17 protein-coding genes are annotated in these 22,865 nt (G+C 73.0%); 8 read left to right on the top strand and 9 right to left on the bottom strand.

Going from position 1 to position 22,865, the window contains the following annotated elements; translation table 11 throughout:
- Positions 1–13: 13 nt before the first annotated feature.
- From AC1DXT_RS02280 to AC1DXT_RS02260, 5 genes are all read right to left on the bottom strand, one after another.
- Positions 14–916, bottom strand: coding sequence for a siderophore-interacting protein (locus AC1DXT_RS02280; protein ID WP_477060798.1), 903 nt, complete (start codon positions 914–916; stop codon positions 14–16).
- Positions 917–1,002: 86 nt separating this feature from the next.
- On the bottom strand, positions 1,003–3,108 hold the full coding sequence (locus tag AC1DXT_RS02275) for an iron ABC transporter permease (RefSeq protein ID WP_477060797.1): 2,106 nt from the start codon (positions 3,106–3,108) through the stop codon (positions 1,003–1,005).
- Positions 3,109–3,136: 28 nt separating this feature from the next.
- Complete coding sequence (locus AC1DXT_RS02270; RefSeq protein ID WP_477059752.1) at positions 3,137–4,120, bottom strand: ABC transporter substrate-binding protein; 984 nt, start codon at positions 4,118–4,120, stop codon at positions 3,137–3,139.
- Positions 4,121–4,154: 34 nt separating this feature from the next.
- On the bottom strand, positions 4,155–4,982 hold the full coding sequence (locus tag AC1DXT_RS02265; protein ID WP_477059751.1) for an ABC transporter ATP-binding protein: 828 nt from the start codon (positions 4,980–4,982) through the stop codon (positions 4,155–4,157).
- 58 nt (positions 4,983–5,040) lie between these two features.
- The gene (locus tag AC1DXT_RS02260; protein WP_477059750.1) at positions 5,041–6,153 is read right to left on the bottom strand and encodes a VIT1/CCC1 transporter family protein; all 1,113 of its coding nucleotides are present in this window, start codon (positions 6,151–6,153) and stop codon (positions 5,041–5,043) included.
- A gap of 141 nt (positions 6,154–6,294) precedes the next feature.
- Here AC1DXT_RS02260 and AC1DXT_RS02255 point away from each other — a divergent pair, with 141 nt between their 5' ends.
- The 3 genes from AC1DXT_RS02255 (at position 6,295) to AC1DXT_RS02245 (ending at position 9,475) form a co-directional block, all read left to right on the top strand.
- Positions 6,295–6,708 (top strand): ATP-binding protein, encoded by a 414-nt coding sequence (locus AC1DXT_RS02255; RefSeq protein WP_477059749.1) that lies wholly within the window; start codon positions 6,295–6,297, stop codon positions 6,706–6,708.
- 104 nt (positions 6,709–6,812) lie between these two features.
- Positions 6,813–7,838, top strand: a complete 1,026-nt coding sequence (locus tag AC1DXT_RS02250; protein WP_477060796.1) for a LacI family DNA-binding transcriptional regulator — start codon at positions 6,813–6,815, stop codon at positions 7,836–7,838.
- Between the two features lie 248 nt (positions 7,839–8,086).
- A complete protein-coding gene (locus AC1DXT_RS02245; RefSeq protein WP_477060795.1) occupies positions 8,087–9,475 on the top strand; it encodes a glycoside hydrolase family 10 protein in 1,389 nt (462 codons plus the stop codon).
- A gap of 66 nt (positions 9,476–9,541) precedes the next feature.
- Here the strand turns inward: AC1DXT_RS02245 and AC1DXT_RS02240 are convergent, their stop codons facing one another.
- The 4 genes from AC1DXT_RS02240 to AC1DXT_RS02225 form a co-directional block, all read right to left on the bottom strand.
- Entirely contained in the window at positions 9,542–9,907 is a 366-nt protein-coding gene (locus AC1DXT_RS02240) for a hypothetical protein (protein ID WP_477059748.1), read from the bottom strand.
- Positions 9,908–9,972: 65 nt separating this feature from the next.
- A complete protein-coding gene (locus tag AC1DXT_RS02235; protein WP_477059747.1) occupies positions 9,973–11,070 on the bottom strand; it encodes a Gfo/Idh/MocA family protein in 1,098 nt (365 codons plus the stop codon).
- Between the two features lie 71 nt (positions 11,071–11,141).
- Positions 11,142–12,788: an ABC-F family ATP-binding cassette domain-containing protein gene (locus AC1DXT_RS02230; protein ID WP_477059746.1), complete on the bottom strand. Its 1,647-nt coding sequence runs from the start codon at positions 12,786–12,788 to the stop codon at positions 11,142–11,144.
- Positions 12,789–12,874: 86 nt separating this feature from the next.
- The gene (locus AC1DXT_RS02225; protein ID WP_477059745.1) at positions 12,875–13,726 is read right to left on the bottom strand and encodes an SDR family oxidoreductase; all 852 of its coding nucleotides are present in this window, start codon (positions 13,724–13,726) and stop codon (positions 12,875–12,877) included.
- 104 nt (positions 13,727–13,830) lie between these two features.
- Between AC1DXT_RS02225 and AC1DXT_RS02220 the strand changes: the two genes are divergently transcribed.
- From AC1DXT_RS02220 to AC1DXT_RS02200, 5 genes are all read left to right on the top strand, one after another.
- Complete coding sequence (locus AC1DXT_RS02220; RefSeq protein WP_477059744.1) at positions 13,831–14,202, top strand: winged helix-turn-helix transcriptional regulator; 372 nt, start codon at positions 13,831–13,833, stop codon at positions 14,200–14,202.
- 186 nt (positions 14,203–14,388) lie between these two features.
- Entirely contained in the window at positions 14,389–16,500 is a 2,112-nt protein-coding gene (locus AC1DXT_RS02215; RefSeq protein ID WP_477059743.1) for a DEAD/DEAH box helicase, read from the top strand.
- 38 nt (positions 16,501–16,538) lie between these two features.
- Positions 16,539–19,994 (top strand): TM0106 family RecB-like putative nuclease, encoded by a 3,456-nt coding sequence (locus AC1DXT_RS02210; protein WP_477059742.1) that lies wholly within the window; start codon positions 16,539–16,541, stop codon positions 19,992–19,994.
- A 51-nt stretch (positions 19,995–20,045) separates the two neighbouring features.
- Positions 20,046–21,077, top strand: a complete 1,032-nt coding sequence (locus AC1DXT_RS02205) for a TIGR03885 family FMN-dependent LLM class oxidoreductase (protein ID WP_477059741.1) — start codon at positions 20,046–20,048, stop codon at positions 21,075–21,077.
- Entirely contained in the window at positions 21,074–22,756 is a 1,683-nt protein-coding gene (locus AC1DXT_RS02200) for an alpha-amylase family protein (RefSeq protein WP_477059740.1), read from the top strand. Before AC1DXT_RS02205 ends, AC1DXT_RS02200 begins: the two co-directional genes overlap by 4 nt.
- Positions 22,757–22,865: the final 109 nt, after the last annotated feature.

Raw genomic sequence — 22,865 nt, 5'->3', positions numbered from 1 at the left:
GGTCACCGGCGGCTCAGTTGGCCTCGGAGCGCCCCGCACGCCAGTAGCCCATGAACGCGACGGACTTGCGGTCCACGCCGCACTCGGCGACCAGGTGCCGGCGCAAGGTCTTGATGACGGCGGCCTCGCCCGCGAGCCAGGCGTACAGCGCGGCGTCGGCCCGCAGGGGCTGGCCCTGGGCGTCGACCGGAACCTCCCACAGGAGCCCCTCGTCGATGTCGACGTCCTCCAGCTCGACGTCCGGCGCGGGTGCCTGGCCGGGCAGCAGTCGCGCGCACGCGGCCTGCACGGCGGGGATGAGCAGCTCGCCGTGGGCGCGACCGTCGCGGCCGTACCAGCGGACGGTCACCCCGTCCGGCGCAGCAAGGTCGAGCCGGTCGCCCGACAGCGGCATCTCGATGAGGGCCTCGCCGCGCGCGTCGGCGGGCAGGCGCTCGAGGATGCCCGCGATGGCCGGCAGCGCGGTCTCGTCACCGGCGATGAGCAGGCGGTCGGTGTGCGCCGGGGGCACGAAGTCGACGCCGCCGTGCGGGCCCTCGGCCTCGGCGTTGGGGCCGAGGATCACCAGGTCGTCGCCGGGCGCGGCCGAGAGTGCCCAGCGCGAGGCGGGGCCGAGGTCGCCGTGCAGGACGATGTCGACGTCGACCTCCCGGCGGTCCTGGCGGACGCCGCGGGCGGTGTACGTCCGGATCGGGTGGCGCTTGTCGTCGGGCATCGCGCGCCAGCGGCCGTACCAGTCGGCGCTCGACTCGAGGCTGAGCAGCTCGTCGTACGGCGAGTTCTCGAGCGGCAGGAAGAACTTGATCCGCTGGTCGAACCCGTTGTCGGCGAACCGGTCCAGGTCGTCGCCGGTGAACGTCACGCGCAGGACGCTCGGGCACATGGTCTGCACGGCAGCGACCTGCACGGCGAACATGCGGAAGGGCAGCGCGGGGGCTTCGACCGAGACGGGCACGTCGCCCAGGGTAGAGGAAGGTGAGGCTGTCCTCACTACGGTGTTCGTCACAGTGCGCTCCTTCGCGTCCGCCACAGCAGGAAGATGAAGTAGGGGGTGCCGATCATGGCCGTCAGCAGGCCCGCAGGGATCTGCGCCGGGGCGATCACCGTGCGGCCCAGGGTGTCCGCCACGCTGACCAGCAACGCGCCCAGCAGCACCGCGACCGGGATCACCCGGGTGTGGGACGAGCCGACGAGCGAGCGGGCCAGGTGCGGGGCGATGAGGCCGACGAACCCGACGACCCCGATCGCCGACACCGCGGCCGCCGTGAGCAGCGCGGTGACGATCAGCAGGCCGAGCCGGGTGCGTTCCAGCTGGACGCCGAGCACGCGTGCCACGTCGTCGTCGACCGCCAGCACGTCGAGGTCCCGACGCCAGCGGACCACGAGCGGGACGATGACCAGCAGGGCGACCGCGACCGGCCACACCTGCTCCGCGGTCCGCCCGTAGGTCGAGCCGGACAGCCAGGTGAGCGCCATCGTCGTGTTCCACGGGTTGGTCAGGACCACGATCAGGGTGATCAGCGACGTCGCCACGGCCGACACCCCGATGCCGACGAGCACGAGCCGGTCGGAGCTGAGCCCCCGGCGGTTGGCCAGCGTGTAGACGAGCGCGAACGTGGTCAGCGCCCCGACGCAGGCCGCGGCGGACACGATCCAGAAGCTGCCACCGGGGAACAGGACGATGGCGAGCACGGCACCGACGCCGGCACCGCCCGTGATGCCGAGCAGCGACGGCTCCGCGAGCGGGTTGCGCGCGACCGCCTGCACCGTGGTGCCCGCGAGGCCGAGGGCCGCGCCGGCAAGAAGGGCGGCGAGCACGCGCGGGCTGCGCTGGTCGAGCACGAAGCTGACCTGCCGGCCGCTGACGCCTGCGAACCAGTTGGCCACGTCGCCCGTGAGGAGCAGACGGTCGCCCAGCAGGAACCCGGCGACCAGCGCGACGACGACCGCGAGCGCCAGCACGACGACCACGAGCGCCACCCGGGCACGCGTGGCGGGGTGGGCGCCGACGGACGCGGTGCTGCGGGCCGGACCCGAGTCACGCAGCCGGCGGGCCAGCCAGACCATCACGGAGGCGCCGACCAGGGTGGTGACGACTCCGGTGGGGATGGCCACGCCGGCGACCCCGGGCACTGCCAGCCGCAGCAGGACGTCGGCGCCCAGCACCACGACGCAGCCGGCCAGCGCGGCCAGCGGCAGGAGCAGCCGGTGCCGCGCCAGCCCCGGGACGCGTCCCGCGACCAGGCGGGCGATCACGGGGGCGGTCAGGCCGACGAAGCCGATGGGGCCCGCCACCGTGACCGCGAGCGCGGCGAGCAGCACGGCCAGCAGCACGGTGACCACGCGGGTACGGCGGACGTCGAGGCCGAGGACGGCCGCGGTGTCGTCGCCGAGCGCGAGGACGTCGAGCCGGCGCGCCCTGACCACGAGGACGGTGCCCGCGAGCAGCACGACCGGCGCGGCCTGCGCCACCTTGGACGTGCCGGACTGCACGATCGAGCCCTCGCCCCACGCGAACATCCCGGCGGTCTCCTGCTCGAACAGCAGCATGAGCAGGATGGTCAGGGACGAGAGCGCCAGCATGGTCGCGGACCCCGCGAGCACCAGCCGGGTGGGCCCCTCCGCGCCGCCGCGAGCGATGGCCAGCACCAGTGCGGCGGCCCCGAGACCACCCACGAACGCGAGCGCACCGCTCACCGCGAACGGCAGCGTGAGGCCGGTGACGGCCGCGAGCACCACGGTGAAGTACGCGCCGGCGTTGACCGCGAGCGTGTCGGGCGAGGCCAGCGGGTTGCGCGCCACGGACTGCAGCGCGCTGCCGGACAGGCCCAGGGCGGCGCCGACGACCAGCGCGGCGAGCACGCGCGGGGCGCGCGACGCGACGAGCACCGCGAGGGCCTCGTCGTCACCCGATCCCGTGAGCAGGCCGAGCAGGTCGCCGACCCCGACGCGGGAGGTGCCGAGCGTCAGGTCGACGAGCGCGAGGAGCACCACCGCGGCGACCGCGCCCACGAACACGGCGATGATCCGCGCAGGCTGCGCGCCGCGGGTGCGCGCGGGGACGGCGGCAGGATCCGCCACGCCCAGCGCGGCGGATCCTGCCTCCATCGGTGCGTCGACGCTCACGGGTCGGGTGTCAGGCCGCGGTCAGAGCCGCGACGGCCGCGTCGACGAACGCGGACGCCGACCGCGGGCCGCCGAACATCCAGATGCCGTCGGGCAGACGGGCCGTGTTCCCCGCGACGACGAACGGCAGCTGCTCCCAGATCGCGTTCCCGGCGAGCCCGTCCTTGAACGCGTCGCCACCGTCGGTGTCGTTGCCGACGTACAGGAAGTGGATGTCGCCCAGGCTGGTCAGGCCCTCGACGTCGGTCTGCGCCAGGCCGTAGTCGGGGTCGCCCTCGCCGGTCCACGCGTTCGTCAGACCGAGCTCGGTCGCGACGCCGCCGAGGAACGACCCGGGCGTGTACATGCGGATCGACACCGCACCGTCGGACACCCAGCCGTCGGCCATGGTGAACTCCGCACCTGCCAGGCCGGCCTCGTCGAGCTGCCCCTTGGCGTCCTCGACCTTGGCGTCGAAGTCCGCGAGCGCGGCCTCGGCCTCGTCGGAGGTGCCGGTGGCCTCGCCCAGGATCTCGAGCGTGCTGCGCATCTTGCCGATCGGGTCGGACGCGTCCGAGCCGCGCAGCGCGATCACCGGGTACTCGGCCTCGATCTGCTCGATGACCTCGGCCGGCAGGTCGGTGGTGGTGACCACCAGGTCCGGCTCCAGGGCGGCGATGGCGTCCAGCGACGGCTCGCCACGGAAGCCGACGTCCGGCGTCGACTCGTCGAGCGGCACGACGGTCGCCCACGTGTTGTAGCCCGCGACGTCCGCCGCGCCGACCGGCGTGACCCCGAGCGTGAGCAGGTTCTCCGTCAGCCCCCACTCGAGCGAGACGACCTTGCTGGCGGGGCCGTCCAGCTCGACGGTGCCGCGGTCGTCCGTGATCGTGATCGGTCCACCGGCGGCGGAGCTGGACGACGACGGCTCGTCGGCCGCGTCCTCCGTCGTGCCGCAGGCGGCCAGGAGCAGGGCTGCTCCGGCGAGCAGGGCGGGAAGGGCTGTCTTGCGCACAGGGGTGTCCTCAGAGGTAGGCGAAACAGGGGGACTAGACGGTGGTCAGGTGCTGGCGGTGCGTGTGCTTGCCGACCGGGCGGGTGTGCACGCGGCCGGTGTGCTCGTCGCGCACCACGTCGATGCGGATGCCGTACGTCTCGGTGAGCGCGTCGGCGGTGAGCACCTCGTGCGGGCGGCCGGAGCCGACGACCACGCCCTGGCGCAGGAGCACCACGTGGTCGGCGACGGCGGCGGCCTGGTCGAGGTCGTGCAGGACGACACCGACGGCGACCCCGTGGTCGTCGGCCAGGTCCCGCACCAGGTCGAGGATCTCCACCTGGTAGCGCAGGTCGAGGTAGGTGGTCGGCTCGTCGAGCAGCAGGACGCGGGTGTCCTGCGCGAGGCAGGTGGCCAGCCAGACGCGCTGGAGCTCGCCGCCGGAGAGCTCGTCGACACCGCGGTCGGCCATCGAGCCGACGCCCGTGACCTCCATGGCCCAGGCGATCGCGCGGGGTCCGTCGGCGTCGTTCTGGCGCCAGCGGCCGCGGTACGGGTGCCGGCCGTAGCCGACGACGTCGCGGACGCTGACCCCCGAGGGCGTCGGCCGCGACTGCGACAGGAGCGTGACCCGACGCGCGAAGTCCTTGGCGGACAGGGCGTGGGCGTCGGGGACGTCGGGGAGGCTGACCGTCCCCTCCTGCGGGGCGTGCAGCCGGGCGAGCGCGCGCAGGAGGGTCGACTTGCCGGAGCCGTTGGGCCCGATGAGCGCGGTCACCTGACCGGGCTGCAGGCACAGGTCAGCGGAAGTCACCACGACGGTGCCGTGATAGGCCAGGGTGAGGCCGTCGCCGCGGAGGGCGTCCCGCTCGGAGGAGGTCACATGGTGAGGTTAGCCTGCACTAAGTAAGGGTTGGCAAACCTTGTTCGTATGATGGGCGTCACACCGTGGCGCCGAACGCCAGACCGAGCAGGTACGTCGCCGCAGCGGCCCCGTAGCCGATGGCCAGCTGGCGCAGCGCGCGCTTCACCGGCGACGCGCCCGACAGGACCCCGACGGTCGCCCCCGTGGTCAGCAGCGCGAGCCCCACCAGCACAGACGCCCACACCACCGCGGTCAGGCCCTCCGCACCCAGCAGGTACGGCAGGACCGGGATCGCCGCACCCGACGCGAAGAAGCAGAAGCTGGCCGCGGACGCACCGACTGCGGTGCCGACGGCCTCGTGCTCGTCCACCTCGTCCGTGCTCGTCGGCGAGACCGAGCCCGGTTCGCCCAGCGTCCGCAGCCGCTCGTCGGCCCGCGCCTGCGCCTCGGCCGGCTCCATGCCGCGGGCGCGGTAGACCAGCGCGAGCTCGTTGGCGTCGACGTCCAGGTACGGCAGAGCCGCGCGGGCGGCCTGCCCCGGGCGGGACGCCTCGAGCAGCTCCCGCTGCGAGCGCACCGACACGTACTCCCCCGCCGCCATCGACAGCGCACCGGCCAGCAGGCCCGCCAGGCCGGTCAGCAGCACGATCGACGCGGACGCCCCGCTGGCCCCGATGCCGAGCACCAGGGCGAGGTTGCTCACCAGACCGTCGTTGGCGCCGAACACCGCCGCCCGGAACGTGCCCGAGATCCGGTTGCGCCCCCGTGTGGCCAGACCGCGGACGACCTCCTCGTGGATGGCCTCGTCGGCCGCCATCGTCGGCGTCGCGTCTGCCTCGCCGTCGTATCCGGACCGAGCCTCCGCGCGCTGCGCGAGGGCCAGGACGAACACCGACCCGAACCGGCGGGCGAGCACGCCGAGCACCCGGGTCCGGAAGTCGCCACGGCGGGGCTTGCCGACGTCGTCGCCGAGCAGGTCCAGCCAGTGCTGCTCGTGACGACCCTCGGCCTCGGCCAGCGCCAGCAGGATCTCGCGCTCCTCGCCCGTACGGCGCGACGCGATGTCCCGGTAGACGGCCGCCTCCGCGCGCTCGTCGGCCAGATACTGCCGCCACCGCCGGATCTGGGAGCTCGAGGGCGCCTGACGTGCGGGAACGTCCGCGCCGGAGGGGGTCGAAGAGGTCTGCACCCTCTCATCGTCCCAGCCGTGGGGGCGAGAAACCGGCTCCAGGGCGGTGTTCAGGTTGCCGAATCATCAGTTGTGCACAACCGTGGCCGGGACCGACGGGGGGCCGATGCGGCCTTCCCACCATTCCCTGGGAGGCCCCCGATGTACGCCGAGACCGCCGTGTCGCCCTCGCTCTCCGCGATCGCGCCCGCACGGCACTGGGCGCGGGACCGACTCTCCGAGGCAGGGGTGGACGACGGGCGGCTCGAGCTGCTCGTCCTGCTGGTCAGCGAGCTGGTCACCAACGCCGTCGCGCACGCCGACCCGCCCGTCACGCTGCGGGTGCACGTCGACGAGGAGCGCACGCGCGTCGAGGTCACCGACGGCGTCCGCGAGGTGCCCGTGGTGCGCAACCCGCCGCCGACCGCGTTCGGGGGCCGGGGCGTCATGTTCGTCGACCGGCTGTCCAGCAGCTGGGGGACGCGCGAGGAGGACGGTGACGCCGCGAAGGCGGTCTGGTTCGAGCTCCGGCACGACGACGTCGCCGAGCTCGGCGGGTTCTCCTCCGAGCGGTGACGCCCGCGGCCTGACGTCGGACGACGACCGCGGCACAGGCGCTCCCGTCGTCGGGTAGGTTGCGACCGCCCGTGCCGTGGGACGAAGGAGGCGCTGTGGCGACGATGGCCGACGTCGCACGGCACGCCGGTGTGTCCGTGAAGACCGTGTCGAACGTGCTCAGCGGCTACCCCCACGTCCGGGACACGACCAGGGACCGGGTGCTCGTCGCCGTCGACGCGCTCGGCTACGAGATCAACGTGACCGCGAAGATCTTCCGCTCCGGCCGCAGCGGTGTGGTCGGTCTCGCGGTCCCCGAGCTGGGGCAGCCCTACTTCGGCGAGCTGGCCGACGAGATCCTCGCGGCAGCACGCGACCACGGCCTGCAGGTGCTCATCGAGCCGACGGGCTTCACCCGTGAGGGCGAGCTCGCCGCGCTGCGGGTGCCCCGCCGTGGCCTCGTCGACGGCCTGATCTTCAGCCCCGCGGCGCTCGTCCAGAGCGACGCGCACCTGCTCGACGATCTCGGCTACCCGCTCGTCCTGCTCGGCGAGCAGCTGTTCTCACCGAGCGTCGACCACGTCACCATGCGGAACATCGACGGAGCCCGGGCGGCGACCGATCTCCTCCTCGACGCCGGCCGACGCCACATCGCGGTGATCGGCATGCTGCACGCGCAGACCGCCGGATCGGCCTCCCTGCGCTACGCCGGATACCAGCAGGCGCTCGAGGCGCGCGGGATCGACGTCGACACCCGCCTGCTCGGCTGGTCGGACGAGGCGTGGCACCGGGCCAACGGCGCGCGCGCGATGGCCCACGTGCTCGACTCCGGCGTGCCGGTCGACGGCGTGGTCGCGTTCAACGACGCGCTGGCCATCGGCGCGATGTACGAGCTGCAGGCGCGCGGTCTGGCCATCCCGCTGGACGTCGGCGTCGTCGGCTTCGACGACATCGAGGACGCGCGCTACTCCGTGCCGACGCTCACTACCGTCGACCCGGGCAGGCGGGAGATCGCGCACGTCGCGGTCGACATCCTCCGCCGCCGGGTGCGCGAGCGGTGGGACCCGAGCGCGACGGACAGCGCGCCGGTTCTCTACCTCGCCGGCATGCGCCTCGTGGAGCGGGAGAGCACGCCGCGACGCGACGGCTGACCGGCGGGACCCGCCCCACCAGTGGCCGATACTTTCGCGAACTGCTGTGCGCGTGGTCTCCTGAGACTGATCCCGCGTCCGACTCCATTCCAATCTCCATCGGTGGAATTCACCCGTATGGGTTACAAAACGTTTCGCTCAAGATATCGCAACTACCGGAGCGCTCCCATGCCTTGACCGCGTCTGAGCCACCGCCACAGGGTGAGGCGCCGGCGATCAGCCGACGAGTGCACCACCGAGGAGGATCAATCACGACCCCACGACCAGGACGCCTGACCGCGGCTATCGGCGGCCTCGCCGTCGCCGGCCTGTCTGTGGCACTGGCCCTGCCCGCGGCGGCAGCGGGCAGCACCCTGCAGGCAGCGGCCAGCGAGAGCGGGCGCTACTTCGGCACCGCCATCGCGGCCAACCGGCTCAGCGACTCGACGTACACGACCATCGCGAACCGCGAGTTCAACATGATCACCGCCGAGAACGAGATGAAGATGGACGCGACGGAGCCGTCGCAGAACCAGTTCAGCTACGGCAACGGCGACCGGATCGCGAGCTGGGCCCGGCAGAACGGGAAGCAGGTGCGCGGGCACGCGCTCGCCTGGCACTCGCAGCAGCCGGGCTGGATGCAGAACATGTCCGGCTCCTCGCTGCGCAACGCGATGCTGAACCACGTCACCCAGGTGGCCACGCACTACAAGGGCCAGGTGTACGCCTGGGACGTCGTCAACGAGGCGTTCGCGGACGGCTCCTCCGGCGGGCGTCGCGACTCCAACCTGCAGCGCACCGGCAACGACTGGATCGAGGCCGCGTTCCGCGCCGCCCGCGCCGCCGACCCCGGCGCCAAGCTCTGCTACAACGACTACAACACCGACAACTGGTCGCACGCCAAGACCCAGGGCGTCTACGCCATGGTTCGCGACTTCAAGTCGCGTGGCGTGCCCATCGACTGCGTCGGCTTCCAGGCGCACTTCAACTCGGGCAACCCGGTGCCCTCCAACTACGACACGACCCTGCGCAACTTCGCCGCGCTGGGCGTCGACGTGCAGATCACCGAGCTCGACATCGAGGGTTCGGGCAGCTCGCAGGCGCAGCAGTACCAGGGCGTCGTCCAGGCGTGCCTCTCGGTCGCCCGCTGCACCGGCATCACCGTCTGGGGCGTGCGGGACAGCGACTCGTGGCGCGCCTCGGGCACCCCGCTGCTCTTCGACGGGTCCGGCAACAAGAAGGCCGCCTACACGAGCGTGCTCAACCAGCTCAACGCCGGCGGGACCACCACCCCGAACCCGACGCCCACCACGCCGGTCCCGACACCGACGACCACCACGCCCCCACCCACGGGCGGCGGCAGCTGCACGGCGACGTACTCGGAGGGACAGAAGTGGAGTGACCGCTTCAACGGCACGGTGACCATCCGCGCGAACACGAACATCAGCGGCTGGCAGTCGACCGTGACGGTCAGGAGCCCGCAGCGGATCATCGCGACGTGGAACGGGTCGCCGACGTGGGACTCCTCCGGCAACGTCATGACCATGCGGCCGAGCGGCAGCGGCGCGCTCTCCGCGGGTCAGACGACCTCGTTCGGCTTCACGGTCCAGCACGGCGGCAACTGGACCTGGCCGAGCCTGACGTGCACGGCCTCCTGACGACCTGAGGGCAGGTCCGCACGCGCGACGGGCGCGGCACCCATGGTGTCGCGCCCGTCGGTGCGTCTAGTCCTTCCAGGGTGGCGTCTCGTCGAGCTTCGCGTAGTACTTCGCCAGGTGGCTCCTGATGCGATCGCGGTCCTTGTCCGGGACGTCGACCCCACCGCGCGACCCCTGCATGACGGCCGCGGCGGCGAACACGCCCCGTGGCACGGCCTTCAGGCGGCCGTCGATCACGTCGGCGATCAACAGCTTGTACGCGGTGAAGTTCTCCTTGTTCTCGGCGTCGTACCAGACGTGCGCGTCCCGGTACCTCTCGTTCGGCTCGTCCTGCGCCTTGGCCCAGGCCCGGACGCGCTTCTCGGCGGCGTCGCCGTCCCAGGACCGGTCGCGGTCGGCCAGCGGGAGGTCGCCGAATGCGGTGACTGCCATGTGCGGGCTCCTCTCGGTCGCTCTCGACTCACGACCGTGGCACTGGCGTCACCCGTTCGCATCCGCTAGGCGTCCGCCCACGCCTCCCTGGCGGTATGGACGGTGTCGCCGGTGCGTGCCGCCTCCTCGATGGCCAGACCGAGCAGGTGGTCCTGGCAGCCGTCGGCCAGCGGGTACGGCGCGGGACCGCCGCCGCGCACCCAGGCACCCGTCGCGTCGAGCAGGGCCGCGACCGCGATGTCGTCGTCGGCGAGCCGGGCACCCTGGAACGCGTTCCGGTACACGACCTGGCCGTCGAAGCCCAGGTGCTCGAGATCGAAGCCGTCGAGGTTCTGCTCCAGGCCGCTGACCCGCCGGACGATCGGGGACGTGAGGACCGTGCGCTCGTCCACCACCCGGGTGACGGCGTCGTCGACGATCTCGCCGTGCGAACCGCGGATGACGATGCGGTTGGTGCGCAGCGGGTTGTGCCACTGGTTGTCGGTGAAGTCGTACAGGGCGCTGCGGCCGTCGCCGAAGTCGAGGGTGGCGAGGATGTTCCACGCGTCGGCCGGCTCGGTGGCGCCGGTCCAGCCGTCCCGCTCCAAGGGGGACAGCAGCGGAGAAGTGAACGTGCTCGCCCGCACGGTGACCTCGTCGCGACCGGTGCCGAGCAGCCTGCGGATGAGGCCGACGGCGTGGTACAGATGCGTGGAGGAGATCTGTACGCTCGTCGGCCGCCCGATGGTCCCCGCGTCCACGACCGCGATCCGCGCCGCGTGCGAGGGCATCGACGGGCTGTGCTCGGCCACCTGCACGAGTCCGGACGTGCCGACCTCGGCCCACAGCTCGCGCAGACCGTCGACGTCCGGCGCAGGCGGGGTCTCGGCGAGCACCGGGATGCCGAGCGCGACCAGCTCCATCGTCGCCACCGGGGTCACCGGCCACGGGACCGAGACGACGACGAACTCGGGCCGGTCGGTGGTCGGTCCGACGGCGGTCACCAGCTCCTCGATGGTGCGCACCGTCGGCACGCCCCACTCGCGCTCGACCTGCGCACCGCGCTCCGCCGACCGCGTCACCACACCCACGCACTGGAACCGCTCGGGCATCAGCCGCGCCATGCGGACGAAGAACTCCGCGCGCCAGCCGCTGCCGACCACGCCGAACCTGATGGGTGCCATGGAACCGTCCTCGTCGTCGGCCGTGCTGAACTCGGCGAGCGTAGCCGCGTGACGACGTCGTCACGCGCGCGTCAGTCCGCGGTCACCTCGGTGACCTGCCCGTCCTCCACGTGCCAGCGGCGGGTGAGCCGGACCGTCTCCAGCATCCGCCGGTCGTGCGTGACCAGCAGGATCGTGCCCTCGAAGCTGTCGAGCGCCTGCTCCAGCTGCTCGATGGCCGGCAGGTCCAGGTGGTTGGTCGGCTCGTCCAGCACCAGCAGGTTCACGCCACGGGCCTGCAGGAGCGCGAGCGCCGCGCGGGTCCGCTCCCCCGGCGACTGCGACGACGCGGGCCGGTGGATGTGGTGCCCGCCCAGGCCGAACTTCGCCAGCAGCGTGCGGACGTCGGCGGTCGGCCAGTCCGGCACCTCGCGGGAGAACGCGTCGACCAGCGGCTCGTCGCCCTCGAACGCGCGCCGCGCCTGGTCCACCTCGCCGACCAGCACACCCGAACCCAGGTCCACCGCACCGGACGTGGGCTCCAGCCGGCCGAGCAGCAGGGCCAGGAGGGTCGACTTGCCGGAACCGTTGGGGCCGGTGACCGCGACGCGGTCCTTCCAGTCGAGCTGCAGGTCGACCGGGCCCAGGGTGAACGCTCCGCGCGTGAGCACGGCGTGACGCGCGACGGCGACGACTGCCCCGGAGCGCCCGGCCGTCGCGATGCTCATCTGCAGCTGCCACTCCTTGCGCGGCTCGTCGACCACGTCGAGGCGGGCGATCATCTTGTCGGTCTGCCGCGCCTTCGCCGCCTGCTTCTCCGACGTCTCGCCGCGGTGGTGCTTCACGTGCTTGTCGTTGTCCGAGGCCTTGCGGCGCGCGTTCCGGACGCCCTTCTCCATCCACGCCCGTTGCATCCGGGCGCGAGCGTTGAGCGCATCGCGCCGGGCGGCGTACCCCTCGTACGCCTCGCGGGCCTGGCGACGGGCGATCGAGCGCTCGTCGAGGTAGGAGTCGTAGCTCCCGCCGTAGGTGGTGACGCGCTGCAGGCTGCGGTCGATCTCGACGACGGCCGTGACCGTGCGGCTGAGGAACTCCCGGTCGTGGCTGACGACGACGATCGCTGCCTCCGAACGGTCGACGAACTCCTCCAGCAGGTCCAGGCCCGCGGCGTCGAGGTCGTTGGTCGGCTCGTCGAGCAGGTAGAGGTCGTACCTCGAGAGCAGCAGCGCGGCGAGGCCGACCCGGGCCGCCTGGCCGCCGGACAACGCGGTCATCGGGTGGTCGAGGTCGACGGTCAGTCCGAGGTCGTCGGCCACCGTGCCGAGCCGCGCCTCGAGGTCGGCGCCGCCCAGTGCGAGCCAGCGCTCGAGGGCCTCGGCGTAGACGTCGTCGGCACCGTCCTGGCCCGCGCCGAACGCGTCCGCGGCATCGTCCAGAGCGCGCTGCGCGTCCGCGACCCCGGTCCGCCGCTCGAGGTGGGCACGCACCGACTCCCCGTCGGCACGCTCGATCTCCTGCGCCAGGTAGCCCAGCTGCGCGTGCGACGGCGACACCGCGACGCTGCCGGAGTCGGGCTGCCGACGGCCGCCGAGGATCTGCAGGAGCGTGGACTTGCCGGCGCCGTTGGGGCCGACGAGGCCGATCACGTCACCGGGCGCGACGACGAGGTCGACACCGGAGAAGAGCTCACGATCGCCGAAGCCGGCCCCGACACCCTTGGCCTGCACTGTTGCGGTCATGCGGTCATTCTCCTTCGGCCGAGCCCCGCCGTCGGACGGCGGGACTCGGAGAAGGTACGCGGACGTCCGACCGTGGTGCGCCCTGTTTAGGAGGCGAGTGCCGCCCGCAGGCCGTCGACGAGGGTGGTCGTGGGCCGGCCGATGAGCGTCCGCAGGTCCGACGTCGCACCGGCCAGGTCGCCGCGGCGGATGTCGGCGTCGAGCGTCGCGACGAATCCCGCGGTGCCCTCGTCGAGACCCGCGCCGAGCAGGATCGCGACGTGCTCGTCGAACGACACCTGCTGGGCGACGACGGGCACGCCCAGCACCGTCGACGCGGCCTCGGCGAGCTCGTCGAAGGTCCACGCGACGTCGCCCGAGAGCTCGTAGACGCGGCCGTCGTGGTCGCCGCCGAGCAGCACCGCGGCCGCGCCGGCGGCGAAGTCGTCGCGCGATGCGCTGGCGACCCGCCCGTCGCCGGCGCTCGTGAGGATCACTCCGGTGGACCGCGCCTGGTCGAGCGCGCCGACGTAGTTCTCCGTGTACCAGTTGTTCCGCAGGATGGTCCAGGCGAGGCCCGAGCCACGGAGCAGCTCCTCGGTCGCCTTGTGGTCGGGAGCCAGGACGAGCGAGGTCGTGTCGGCGTGCGGCGCGCTGGTGTAGACGACGCGGCGGACATCGGCGGCCGCGGCCGCGGCGATGACCCGGCCGTGCTGGGCGACCCGCTGGCCGACCTCGCTGCCGGAGACCAGGAGCACCGTCTCGGCCCCGGCGAACGCGGCCTCGAGCGACGCCGAGTCGTCGTAGTCGACCGCGGCGGTGCGGACGCCGAGGTCCGCCAGGCGCTCGACGTGGCGGCCACCCGCGACGATCTCGTCGGCGGGCAGGCCGCCCGCCAGGAGGTGCTGGACGACAAGACGGCCGAGGTGGCCTGTGGCACCGGTGACGACGACGGACATGAGTGGGTTCCTCTCGACGGGCGACTGCGTGTCGTCCGCCGCAACCGGCCGTCGGTTCAGAACCTTCCGGATCGTGGGTACCCACTTTGGCGTAAGGTACGCACGTGACGGTGAGTAACGAGGTCAGCGCCCTGGATCGCCTCCTGACTGACGGGGTCCTGGCCGCGGCCTGCCCGTCGCGTGTGGTGCTCGACCACGTGACGAGCAAGTGGGGCGTCCTGCTGCTGGTCGCCCTGTCCGAGCGCACGATGCGCTGGGGCGAGCTGCGGCGGATCGTCGAGGGGATCAGCGAGAAGATGCTGGCCCAGACCCTGCGGACGCTCGAGGCGGACGGGATCGTGCACCGCGAGGTCACCGCCAGCATCCCGCCGCGCGTCGACTACTCCCTCACCGAGCGCGGGTCCGAGCTGGTGGCCCGGCTGCTGCCGCTGATGGAGTGGATCATGGACAACGCCGAGGAGATCGTCGCCGGCTGAGCGGCACGCCGGCGTGCCACGGTGGACCGGTCGGGCCCACGACCGGGTCCGGGGCCCGCCTGGGACTGGGTTCCGTCGGACGAGTGAGGGTTCGCGACTGAACTCCGGGCCGCGGGATGCCGACAACAAGACGTGGGCTCCGCGATCCGGGCTCGCCTCGCACGTCGACGTCTTGGAGGGCAGGCCGTGTCTACGCCGACCGACGCGTTGCACGCAGCCCTGATCGCCCGCCCGCAGCAGACCGCGCTGGAGCTGGCGCACGGCCTCGCACTCGCCGGGCACCCCGGCCTGACGGAGGCCGAGGTGGAGCAGGTCCTCCGCCGCGATCCTCGGCTCCGGCACGACGCGAGCACGCCTCCGCGGTGGCGCGCGCTCGGGGCGGGCCACCCGACCACCGCCCTGCACGTCCCGACCCCGTACCTGCCCGTGACGCACGTGCTCGCGCCCGCCGTGTTCTTCGGCCAGCGGGCCGCGGCCGACGCCTCGCGGCCGCCGGTCACGCCGCAGGGGATCCTGCCCGTGGCCGCGTTCGGGGGCAGGCCGCCGGTCCGGCTGCTGGACGACGCCGCGGCGGCACCCGCAGAGACCATCACGGACCCTCCCGTCCCGCCCCCGATGCCGGTCCGCGTCCCCGTGATGGCCCGCCTGACGGCCGTCGACCCGCCGCCCGCACCCGCGCAGGCTCTCGCACACCCCGTCACGACGCCGCCGGCACTGCCCGCCCGGCCGATCGCGACGCCGCCGGCACTGCCCGCCCGGCCGATCGCGAGGCCGTCGGCGCTGCCCGCCCGGCCGACCACGGTCGAGTCCTCCAGCGCGACGACGACGCTCCCGGCACCCCCGACGACGCACCCGGTCGCCCGGATCGCCGCGCCCGCGGAGCCCGCCCCGCACATCGAACCCACAGAGCCGGTCGCACCGGTCGCACCCGTCACCGAGACCGAGCCACTCCCCCGACCGTCGGCCGGCGCCCCCACCCGCACCGCCGACCGCAGCCCCCTCCCGCCCGGCGGCGAGGTCCGGTACGTCGGACCCCAGCTGCGCCCGTGGCAGAAGGACGTGCTCGACGCGTGGCTGGCTGCGGGCCGCCGCGGGATCGTCGAGGCGGTGAGCGTGCAGGGCCGAGGTGTGGTCGGTGCGCTGGCGGCCTGGGACGCGCTCACGCGCGGCGAGAAGGTGCTCGTCCTGGTCCCGACGACGGACCTCCTCGAGCAGTGGCTGACCACCCTGACGCTCCAGCTGCCCGGCCTGTCGCTCGGCCGTCGCGACCTCACGACCGCCCACACGTTCGACGACTGCGACGTGCTGGTGTCGCTGGTCAGCAGCGCCTTCGGGCACGACCTCCTGGAGGACCGGGCGGGCCTGCTGGTCGCGGACGAGGTGCACAAGTACGGCTCCGCGCGTCCGGCGGAGACGCTGCGCGACGGGTTCCGCGCGCGCCTCGGCCTGACGACGTCGGTCGAACGCCAGGACGCCGGCGTCGACGAGATCCTGCAGCCGTACTTCGGCACGGTGCTCGACGGCTGCGACCTGCGTCGCGGTCGCGCGGAGGGTGTGCTGGGCCGGTTCCGGCTCGCGCTCGTGCCGGTGGACCTCGACCCCGCCGACCAGTCGGAGTACGACACCCTGTCCGCGCAGCTCACGGACCTGCAGGAACGCCTGACCGCGCACGGCTGCGCGCCGGGCACGTTCCACGACGACGTGATTCGGCTGCAGGGCGGCTGGCGCGAGAACGCGCGGGCCGCAGCCGACGCCAGCGCGTGGCTGCGCGCGGTGAGCAGCCGGCGTGACCTGCTTGCGACATCGACGGCCAAGCTCGACGCCGTGGCGCAGCTCGCTCCGCTGCTCGCCCGGTCGGCCCGCGGCCTGGTCTACACGCACACGAAGGACGATGCCGACACCGCCGCCTCGCGACTGCGGTCGGTCGGCGTCGCCGCCTCGTGGTTCCACAACGGTCAGGAACCCGAGGTCCGGCGGAACACCCTGCGCGACCTGCGCAGCGGCGGCGTCACGGTCCTGTCCGTCCCGAAGGTGCTCGACGAGGGCCTCGACCTGCCGGCGATCGGCGCGGTGGTGATCCTCGCCGGCAGCCGGACCCGACGGCAGCTGGTGCAGCGCGTGAGCCCTGTCCTGCACCCGGCGGAGGCGGACCGGCTTCCCGTGGTGGTCGTCGTGCACGCCCGCGGGACCGTGGACGCGGACGACGGCTTCCTCGCGGAGCTCGCCGAGGTCGCCACGGAGGTCCGCGCGTTCGACGCGGACGCCGCCACGATCGCCGACTGGTCCGCAGGCGCCTAGCCCGCAACCCTGTCCGAGGCGCCCTCTACCCTCGGCGCATGTTCCTTCTCGACGACGGTGGCCTGGTCCTCAGCCCGAGCGACCTGGCCAACGCCGCCGCCTGCGAGTTCGCCGTGCTGAGGAACCTCGACAGCCGCCTCGGCCTGGCGGAGCCGGCGCCGATCGCCGCGGACGCCATGCTCGCGCGGGTGTCCGCACTGGGCACGGCGCACGAGAACCGGGTGCTCCAGGAGTACCGGGCGTCACACGCGGTCGTCACGATCGCCCGCCCGCGGTACGACGAGGCCGGCGACCGAGCCGCACTGGAACGCGTGCACGCCGTCACGCTCGCCGCTCTGGGCTCGGATGCCGACGTCATCTACCAGGCGGGGTTCTTCGACGGCCGGTTCACGGGGTGGGCCGACTTCGTGGTGCGCGAGGAGGGCGGCTGGGCCGTGCTCGACACCAAGCTGGCCCGGAGCGTGAAGGTCACCGCCCTGCTCCAGCTGGCGGCCTACGCGGACCAGCTGATCGGTGCGGGCATCCCGGTCACGGCCGAGGTGCACCTGATCCTGGGCGACCGGACGCGGTCGAGCTACCGCCTGGCGGACCTGCTGCCGCTGTACCGCGAGCGCCGGACGCTGCTCGAGGACGTGCTCGACGAGCACCGCGCCGCGCAGACGCCCGTGGCCTGGGGCGACACCCGCTACCGGGCATGCGGCCGGTGCGACGTCTGCGCCGCGCAGATCGCCGCGCACCGGGACGTCCTCCTGGTCGCGGGGCTGCGGTCGACGCAGCGCGCGCGGCTGGCGGCGGTCGGGATCGGCACCGTCGACCAGCTGGCCGCGAGCGCCGGCCCGGTCCCGGGGATCGGCGGCGCGACGCTGGCCAACCTGCGCCGGCAGGCGGCCCTGCAGGTGCGGCAGGAGACGTCGACCGAGCCGCTGGTGTTCGAGGTCATCGACCCCGGGGCGGTGCAGGACCTGCCCGCGCCGGACCCCGGCGACATCTTCTTCGACTTCGAGGGTGACCCGCTGTGGACGGACGACACGGTCCCGGCCGACGCGCCCGCCGACTGGGGGCTGGAGTACCTGTTCGGGGTGGTCGAGGCCGACGGGACGTTCCGGCCGTTCTGGGCGCACGACCGCGCTCAGGAGAAGCAGGCGTTCGTCGAGTTCCTCGCCTATGTCGCCGAGCGCCGTGCCGCGCACCCCGGCATGCACGTCTACCACTACGCCCCCTACGAGCGGACCGCCCTGCTCCGGCTGGCCGGCCGCTACGGCGTCGGCGAGGACACCGTGGACCAGCTGCTGCGCGACGGCGTGCTGGTCGACCTGTACGCGACCGTGCGGCGGGGTCTGCGGGTGGGCAGCAGCTCGTACTCGCTGAAGAAGCTCGAACCCCTCTACATGGGTGACGAGACGCGAGAGAGCGAGGTGACGACCGCGGCCGACTCGATCGCCGAGTACGCCGAGGCGTGCGACCTGCGCGACGCGGGGAACGAGACCGCCTGGCAGGCGAAGCTCGCCGAGATCGCCGAGTACAACCGGTACGACTGCGTCTCCACGCTGCGGCTGCGCGACTGGCTGCTGGCGCACGGCCCGGTTCCGACGGGAGCCGCGGCGGGTGAGCCTCGGGAGCCCGCCGACGAGGACCCGCTGGTGGCGGACGTCCTGGCGAAGGCCGAGGTGCTGGACGACCCCCGTGACCAGCAGGCGGTCCGGATGCTCGCCGCGGCGGTCGGCTACCACTCGCGCGAGGCGAAGCCGTTCTGGTGGGCGCACTTCGACCGGTTGCAGTCCGACCCCGCCGAGTGGATGGACCCCCGCGGCACGCTCCTCGTCGACGGGACGGCTGAGGTGGTCGAGGACTGGACCATCGGACCCGGCAAGCGCACCTTCGCCAGGACGCTGCGGCTGACCGGGCAGCTGGAGCCGGGCAGCGACCTGCGCGCAGGCGGCACCGCGTACGCGCTGTACGACCCGCCGCCGGAGTACGCGCAGACCTCGAGCACCGGCCACCGAGGCTGGACCACAGGCGTCGACATCCTCCAGGTCACGTCCCGGGAGGCGACCGACTCGGCGTCGGGCACGCGCGACGTCCTGCTGGTCAGCGACCGGCTGCCCACCGGGGCGACCCCCGGACCCGACCTGCCCATGGCGCTCGCCCCCTCCGCCGGTCCAGGCGTGAAGGGCATCGTCGAGGCCATCCGCACCCTCGTCGGCGGCGTGGCCGACGGGCTCCCCGACCTCCCGCCGCTGCCCGCGGCCGACATCCTGCGCCGTGTCCCCCCGCGCACCCGTGCCCTGCCGCTCCCCCGGCCCGACGACGTCAGCGGGACCACGGAGGCGATCATCGAGGCGGTCCTCGACCTGGACGGCTCGTATCTCGCGGTCCAGGGGCCGCCCGGCACCGGCAAGACGTACACCGGCGGCCACGTGATCGCCGCGCTCGCCGCCCAGGGCTGGACGGTGGGCGTCGTCGCACAGTCGCACGCCGTCGTGGAGAACATGCTGCGTGCCGTGAACGCCGCCGGCCTGCCGGCGGAGCAGATCGGCAAGAAGGCGCAGGACCAGCACCCCGCCGACGCCGTCTGGCAGTCGTTGCCGAAGGGCAAGGACGCGACCGCGTTCCACGCCCGGCAGCCCGGCGGCTTCGTCGTCGGCGGTACCAAGTGGGACTTCACGAGCCGCGACCGCGTCCCCGAGGGCGGCTTCGACCTGCTGGTGGTCGACGAGGCCGGCCAGTTCGCGCTGGCCGACACGATCGCGGTGTCCACCGCGGCGCGGAACCTGCTGCTGCTCGGCGACCCGCAGCAGCTCCCGCAGGTGACCCAGGGCCGGCACCCGGAGCCGGTGGACCGGTCCGCCCTCGGATGGCTCGTGGACGGCCAGGACACGCTGCCCGACGAGCTCGGGTACTTCCTGGCCCGCACGTGGCGGATGCACCCGGCACTCTGCGCGGCCGTCTCGCGCCTCTCCTACGAGGACCGCCTGACCGCGGTCCCGCACACCGCCGACCGCTCGCTCGACGGCGTCGCGCCCGGGCTGCGGACGATCGTGGTCGACCACGCCGGCAACGCGGTCTCGTCGCCCGAGGAAGCCGCCGTGGTCGTGGACCAGGTCCGGGACCTGCTCGGTCGCTCTTGGACGGACGGGTCGACCCGGCCGCTGACCGGGGAGGACATCCTCGTCGTCGCCCCCTACAACGCCCAGGTCTGGACGGTCCGCCGCGCGCTCGACGCAGCCGGGATCAGCGGCGTCCGCGTGGGCACGGTCGACAAGTTCCAGGGCCAGGAGGCCGCGGTCGTGCTGGTCACCACCTGCGCGTCGTCGGCGGACGACGTGCCGCGCGGGATGGAGTTCCTGCTCAACCGCAACCGGCTGAACGTCGCAGTCTCCCGGGCGCAGTGGTGCGCGATCATCGTCCGCTCCGCCCGCCTGACCGACTACCTGCCGGCACGCCCGGAGCAGCTGGCGGAGCTGGGCGCGTTCATCGGCCTCTGCTCGAGCTGACGGTCGTTCTCGCCGCGCGCATCCCGGACGAACCGGGTAGAACCGAACCCCATGACCATCGTCGGCTTCCACAACTCGCACGAGCAGGTCCATCCCGCCGCGCTCCTGGCGGCCACCCAGCGCGCGGAGCAGGCGGGGTTCGACGCCGCCATGTGCTCGGACCACTGGGCCCCCTGGTCGGTCCGGCAGGGGCACTCCGGGTTCGCCTGGACATGGCTCGGCGCCGCGTTGGCGACGACCGGGCTGCCGCTGGGCGTCGTGAACGCGCCGGGCCAGCGGTACCACCCGGCGATCATCGCGCAGGCCGCGGCGACGCTCGCGGCGATGTTCCCCGGACGGTTCTGGGTGGCGCTGGGCTCGGGCGAGAACGTCAACGAGCACATCACCGGCGGGCGCTGGCCGGCCAAGGCGGAGCGGGACGCGCGGCTGCGGGAGTGCGTCGAGATCATCCGCGCGCTGCTGGACGGCGAGGAGGTCACGCACGACGGGCTGGTCACGGTGGACCGGGCCAAGCTGTGGACGCTTCCCGACGAGAAGCCGCTGCTCATCGGTCCCGCGGTGACGCCCGCGACGGCGCGCGCGCACGCCGGGTGGGCCGACGGGCTGGTCACAGTGAACCAGTCGCCGGAGGTCCTCAAGCAGGTGGTGCAGGAGTACCGCGACGCCGGTGGGCGCGGCGCCCTGACCCTGCAGGTGCACGTGTCGTGGGCACCGTCCGCGGAGACCGCCCTGGCCGTGGCCCGGGACCAGATGGCCGGCCAGGTGTTCGGCCCGCCGGTGGCGTGGGACCTGGACACCCCCGAGGCGTTCGACTCCCTCGGGACCCATGTCGGCGACGAGGCCCTGCGTCGCAGCGTGCTGGTCGACCACGACCCGGCACGCCTGGCCGACCGGGTGAGCGAGCTCGTGGCCATCGGCTTCGACGCGGTCTACCTGCACCAGGTGGCGACGGACCCCGCACCGAGCGACGAGAAGCACGACGACGCCGCCCCCACGAGCACCCCGCGCAGCGCGACCCTCGACGCGTTCGTCGACATGGCCGCCGAGCACCTCCTCCCCCAGCTGAAGCAGGTGACCGCATGAGGATCCACGACACCGGCGACCTCTGGTGGAAGAACGCCGTCATCTACTGCCTGGACGTCGAGACGTTCATGGACTGGAACGACGACGGCGTCGGCGACCTGCCCGGCCTGGTCCAGCGCATCGACCACCTGGCCGACCTGGGCGTCACGTGCCTGTGGCTCATGCCCTTCTACCCGACGGCCGACTTCGACGACGGCTACGACATCTCCGACTTCTACGGGGTCGACCCGCGCCTCGGGCACTCCGGTGACCTGGTCGAGGTCGTCCGGACGGCCAAGGACCGCGGGATCCGGGTGATCGTCGACCTCGTCGTCAACCACACCTCCGAGAAGCACCCGTGGTTCCAGAGCGCGCGCAAGAGCAAGGACAGCCCCTACCGCGACTTCTACGTGTGGCGCTCGGACAAGCCGCCGTCCACCAAGGACAAGGTCGTCTTCCCCGACAAGGAGGCGGGCATCTGGACCAAGGACGACGCCACGGGCGAGTGGTACCGGCACACGTTCTACCACCAGCAGCCGGACCTCAACACGGCGAACCCGCAGGTCAGGGACGCGATCGCCAAGGTGATCGGCTACTGGGCGGAGCTCGGGCTGAGCGGGTTCCGCGTCGACGCCGTGCCGTTCTTCCTGGCCGACGCCGCGAAGACCCCGGGCGACACGGTGGAGGACAAGCACGACTTCCTCAAGGAGCTGCGTTCGTTCCTCACGCGCCGGGTGGGCGACGCGATCCTCATGGGCGAGGTGAACCTGCCCTACGAGGAGCAGAGGCAGTACTTCGGCGGAGGCGCGGCGGACAGCGACGAGCTCACGCTCCAGTTCGACTTCATCGGGATGCAGAACCTGTACCTGGCCCTGGCCCGGGAGGACGCGCGGCCCATCGCGAAGGCCCTGGACGACCGGCCGGAGATCCCGCACGACGCCCAGTGGGCCACCTTCGTCCGCAACCACGACGAGCTCACGCTGGACAAGCTGTCGGAGGACGAGAAGCAGGAGGTGTTCGCCGCCTTCGGCCCGGACCCCGACATGCAGCTGTACGGGCGGGGACTCAGGAGGCGCCTCCCGACGATGCTCGGCGGCGACCCGCGGCGCATCCGGATGGTCTACTCCCTGCTCTTCTCGCTGCCCGGCACCCCGGTGCTGTTCTACGGCGAGGAGATCGGCATGGGCGAGAACCTGGCCGCCGAGGGCCGGCTGGCCGTCCGCACGCCGATGCAGTGGACCTCGGGCGTGAACGGCGGCTTCTCGCGCGCCCCGAAGCGCAAGCTGTCCGGCCCGGTGACCGAGGGCGGGTTCTCCCCGGAGCACGTCAACGTCGCCGACCAGCGCCGCGACCCCGACTCCCTGCTGAGCTTCGTCCAGCTGCTCATCCGGCGCTACCGAGAGTGCCCCGAGCTCGGCTGGACGACGCGGGCGGAGATCCTCGACCAGCCGCACGCGTCCGTGCTCGCGCACCGCAGCACCTGGGACGACGGCTCGCTGGTCGCACTGCACAACCTGGGTGCCGAGCCGGCGATGGTCCCGCTGCGGTTCGCCGACTACGACGACACGGTCCGGCTGGTCGACCTGCTCCAGGACGGCTCGTGCACGATCGACGCCCGCGGGGCCACCGAGGTGGAGCTCGACGGCTACGGGTACCGCTGGCTGCGCGTGGTCCGGGAGGGCGACCGGCGGCTGCTCTGAAGCGATTCGCGCCGCCCAGCCACCGGGCCGCTCAGCGGGCTCCCAGCAATCTCGCGTACCGTGCCGAGGTCCGCCGCCTCCCCGGGCGGGACCCGAACCGACGGAGGAC

It is taken from the genome of Cellulomonas sp. P1_G12_2, assembly GCF_056405535.1.
Note: the sequence above shows the minus strand (reverse complement) of the source record. Positions and strands in the feature narration are given on the sequence as shown.

Bases quoted from the DNA above. Each gene is read 5' to 3' on its own strand.
- AC1DXT_RS02280 (WP_477060798.1), bottom strand. From the start codon at position 916: ATGTTCGCCGTGCAGGTCGCTGCCGTGCAGACCATGTGCCCGAGCGTC.
- AC1DXT_RS02275 (WP_477060797.1), bottom strand. From the start codon at position 3,108: ATGGAGGCAGGATCCGCCGCGCTGGGCGTGGCGGATCCTGCCGCCGTC.
- AC1DXT_RS02255 (WP_477059749.1), top strand. From the start codon at position 6,295: ATGTACGCCGAGACCGCCGTGTCGCCCTCGCTCTCCGCGATCGCGCCC.
- AC1DXT_RS02250 (WP_477060796.1), top strand. From the start codon at position 6,813: ATGGCCGACGTCGCACGGCACGCCGGTGTGTCCGTGAAGACCGTGTCG.
- AC1DXT_RS02240 (WP_477059748.1), bottom strand. From the start codon at position 9,907: ATGGCAGTCACCGCATTCGGCGACCTCCCGCTGGCCGACCGCGACCGG.
- AC1DXT_RS02235 (WP_477059747.1), bottom strand. From the start codon at position 11,070: ATGGCACCCATCAGGTTCGGCGTGGTCGGCAGCGGCTGGCGCGCGGAG.
- AC1DXT_RS02230 (WP_477059746.1), bottom strand. From the start codon at position 12,788: ATGACCGCAACAGTGCAGGCCAAGGGTGTCGGGGCCGGCTTCGGCGAT.
- AC1DXT_RS02225 (WP_477059745.1), bottom strand. From the start codon at position 13,726: ATGTCCGTCGTCGTCACCGGTGCCACAGGCCACCTCGGCCGTCTTGTC.
- AC1DXT_RS02210 (WP_477059742.1), top strand. From the start codon at position 16,539: ATGTTCCTTCTCGACGACGGTGGCCTGGTCCTCAGCCCGAGCGACCTG.
- AC1DXT_RS02205 (WP_477059741.1), top strand. From the start codon at position 20,046: ATGACCATCGTCGGCTTCCACAACTCGCACGAGCAGGTCCATCCCGCC.
- AC1DXT_RS02200 (WP_477059740.1), top strand. From the start codon at position 21,074: ATGAGGATCCACGACACCGGCGACCTCTGGTGGAAGAACGCCGTCATC.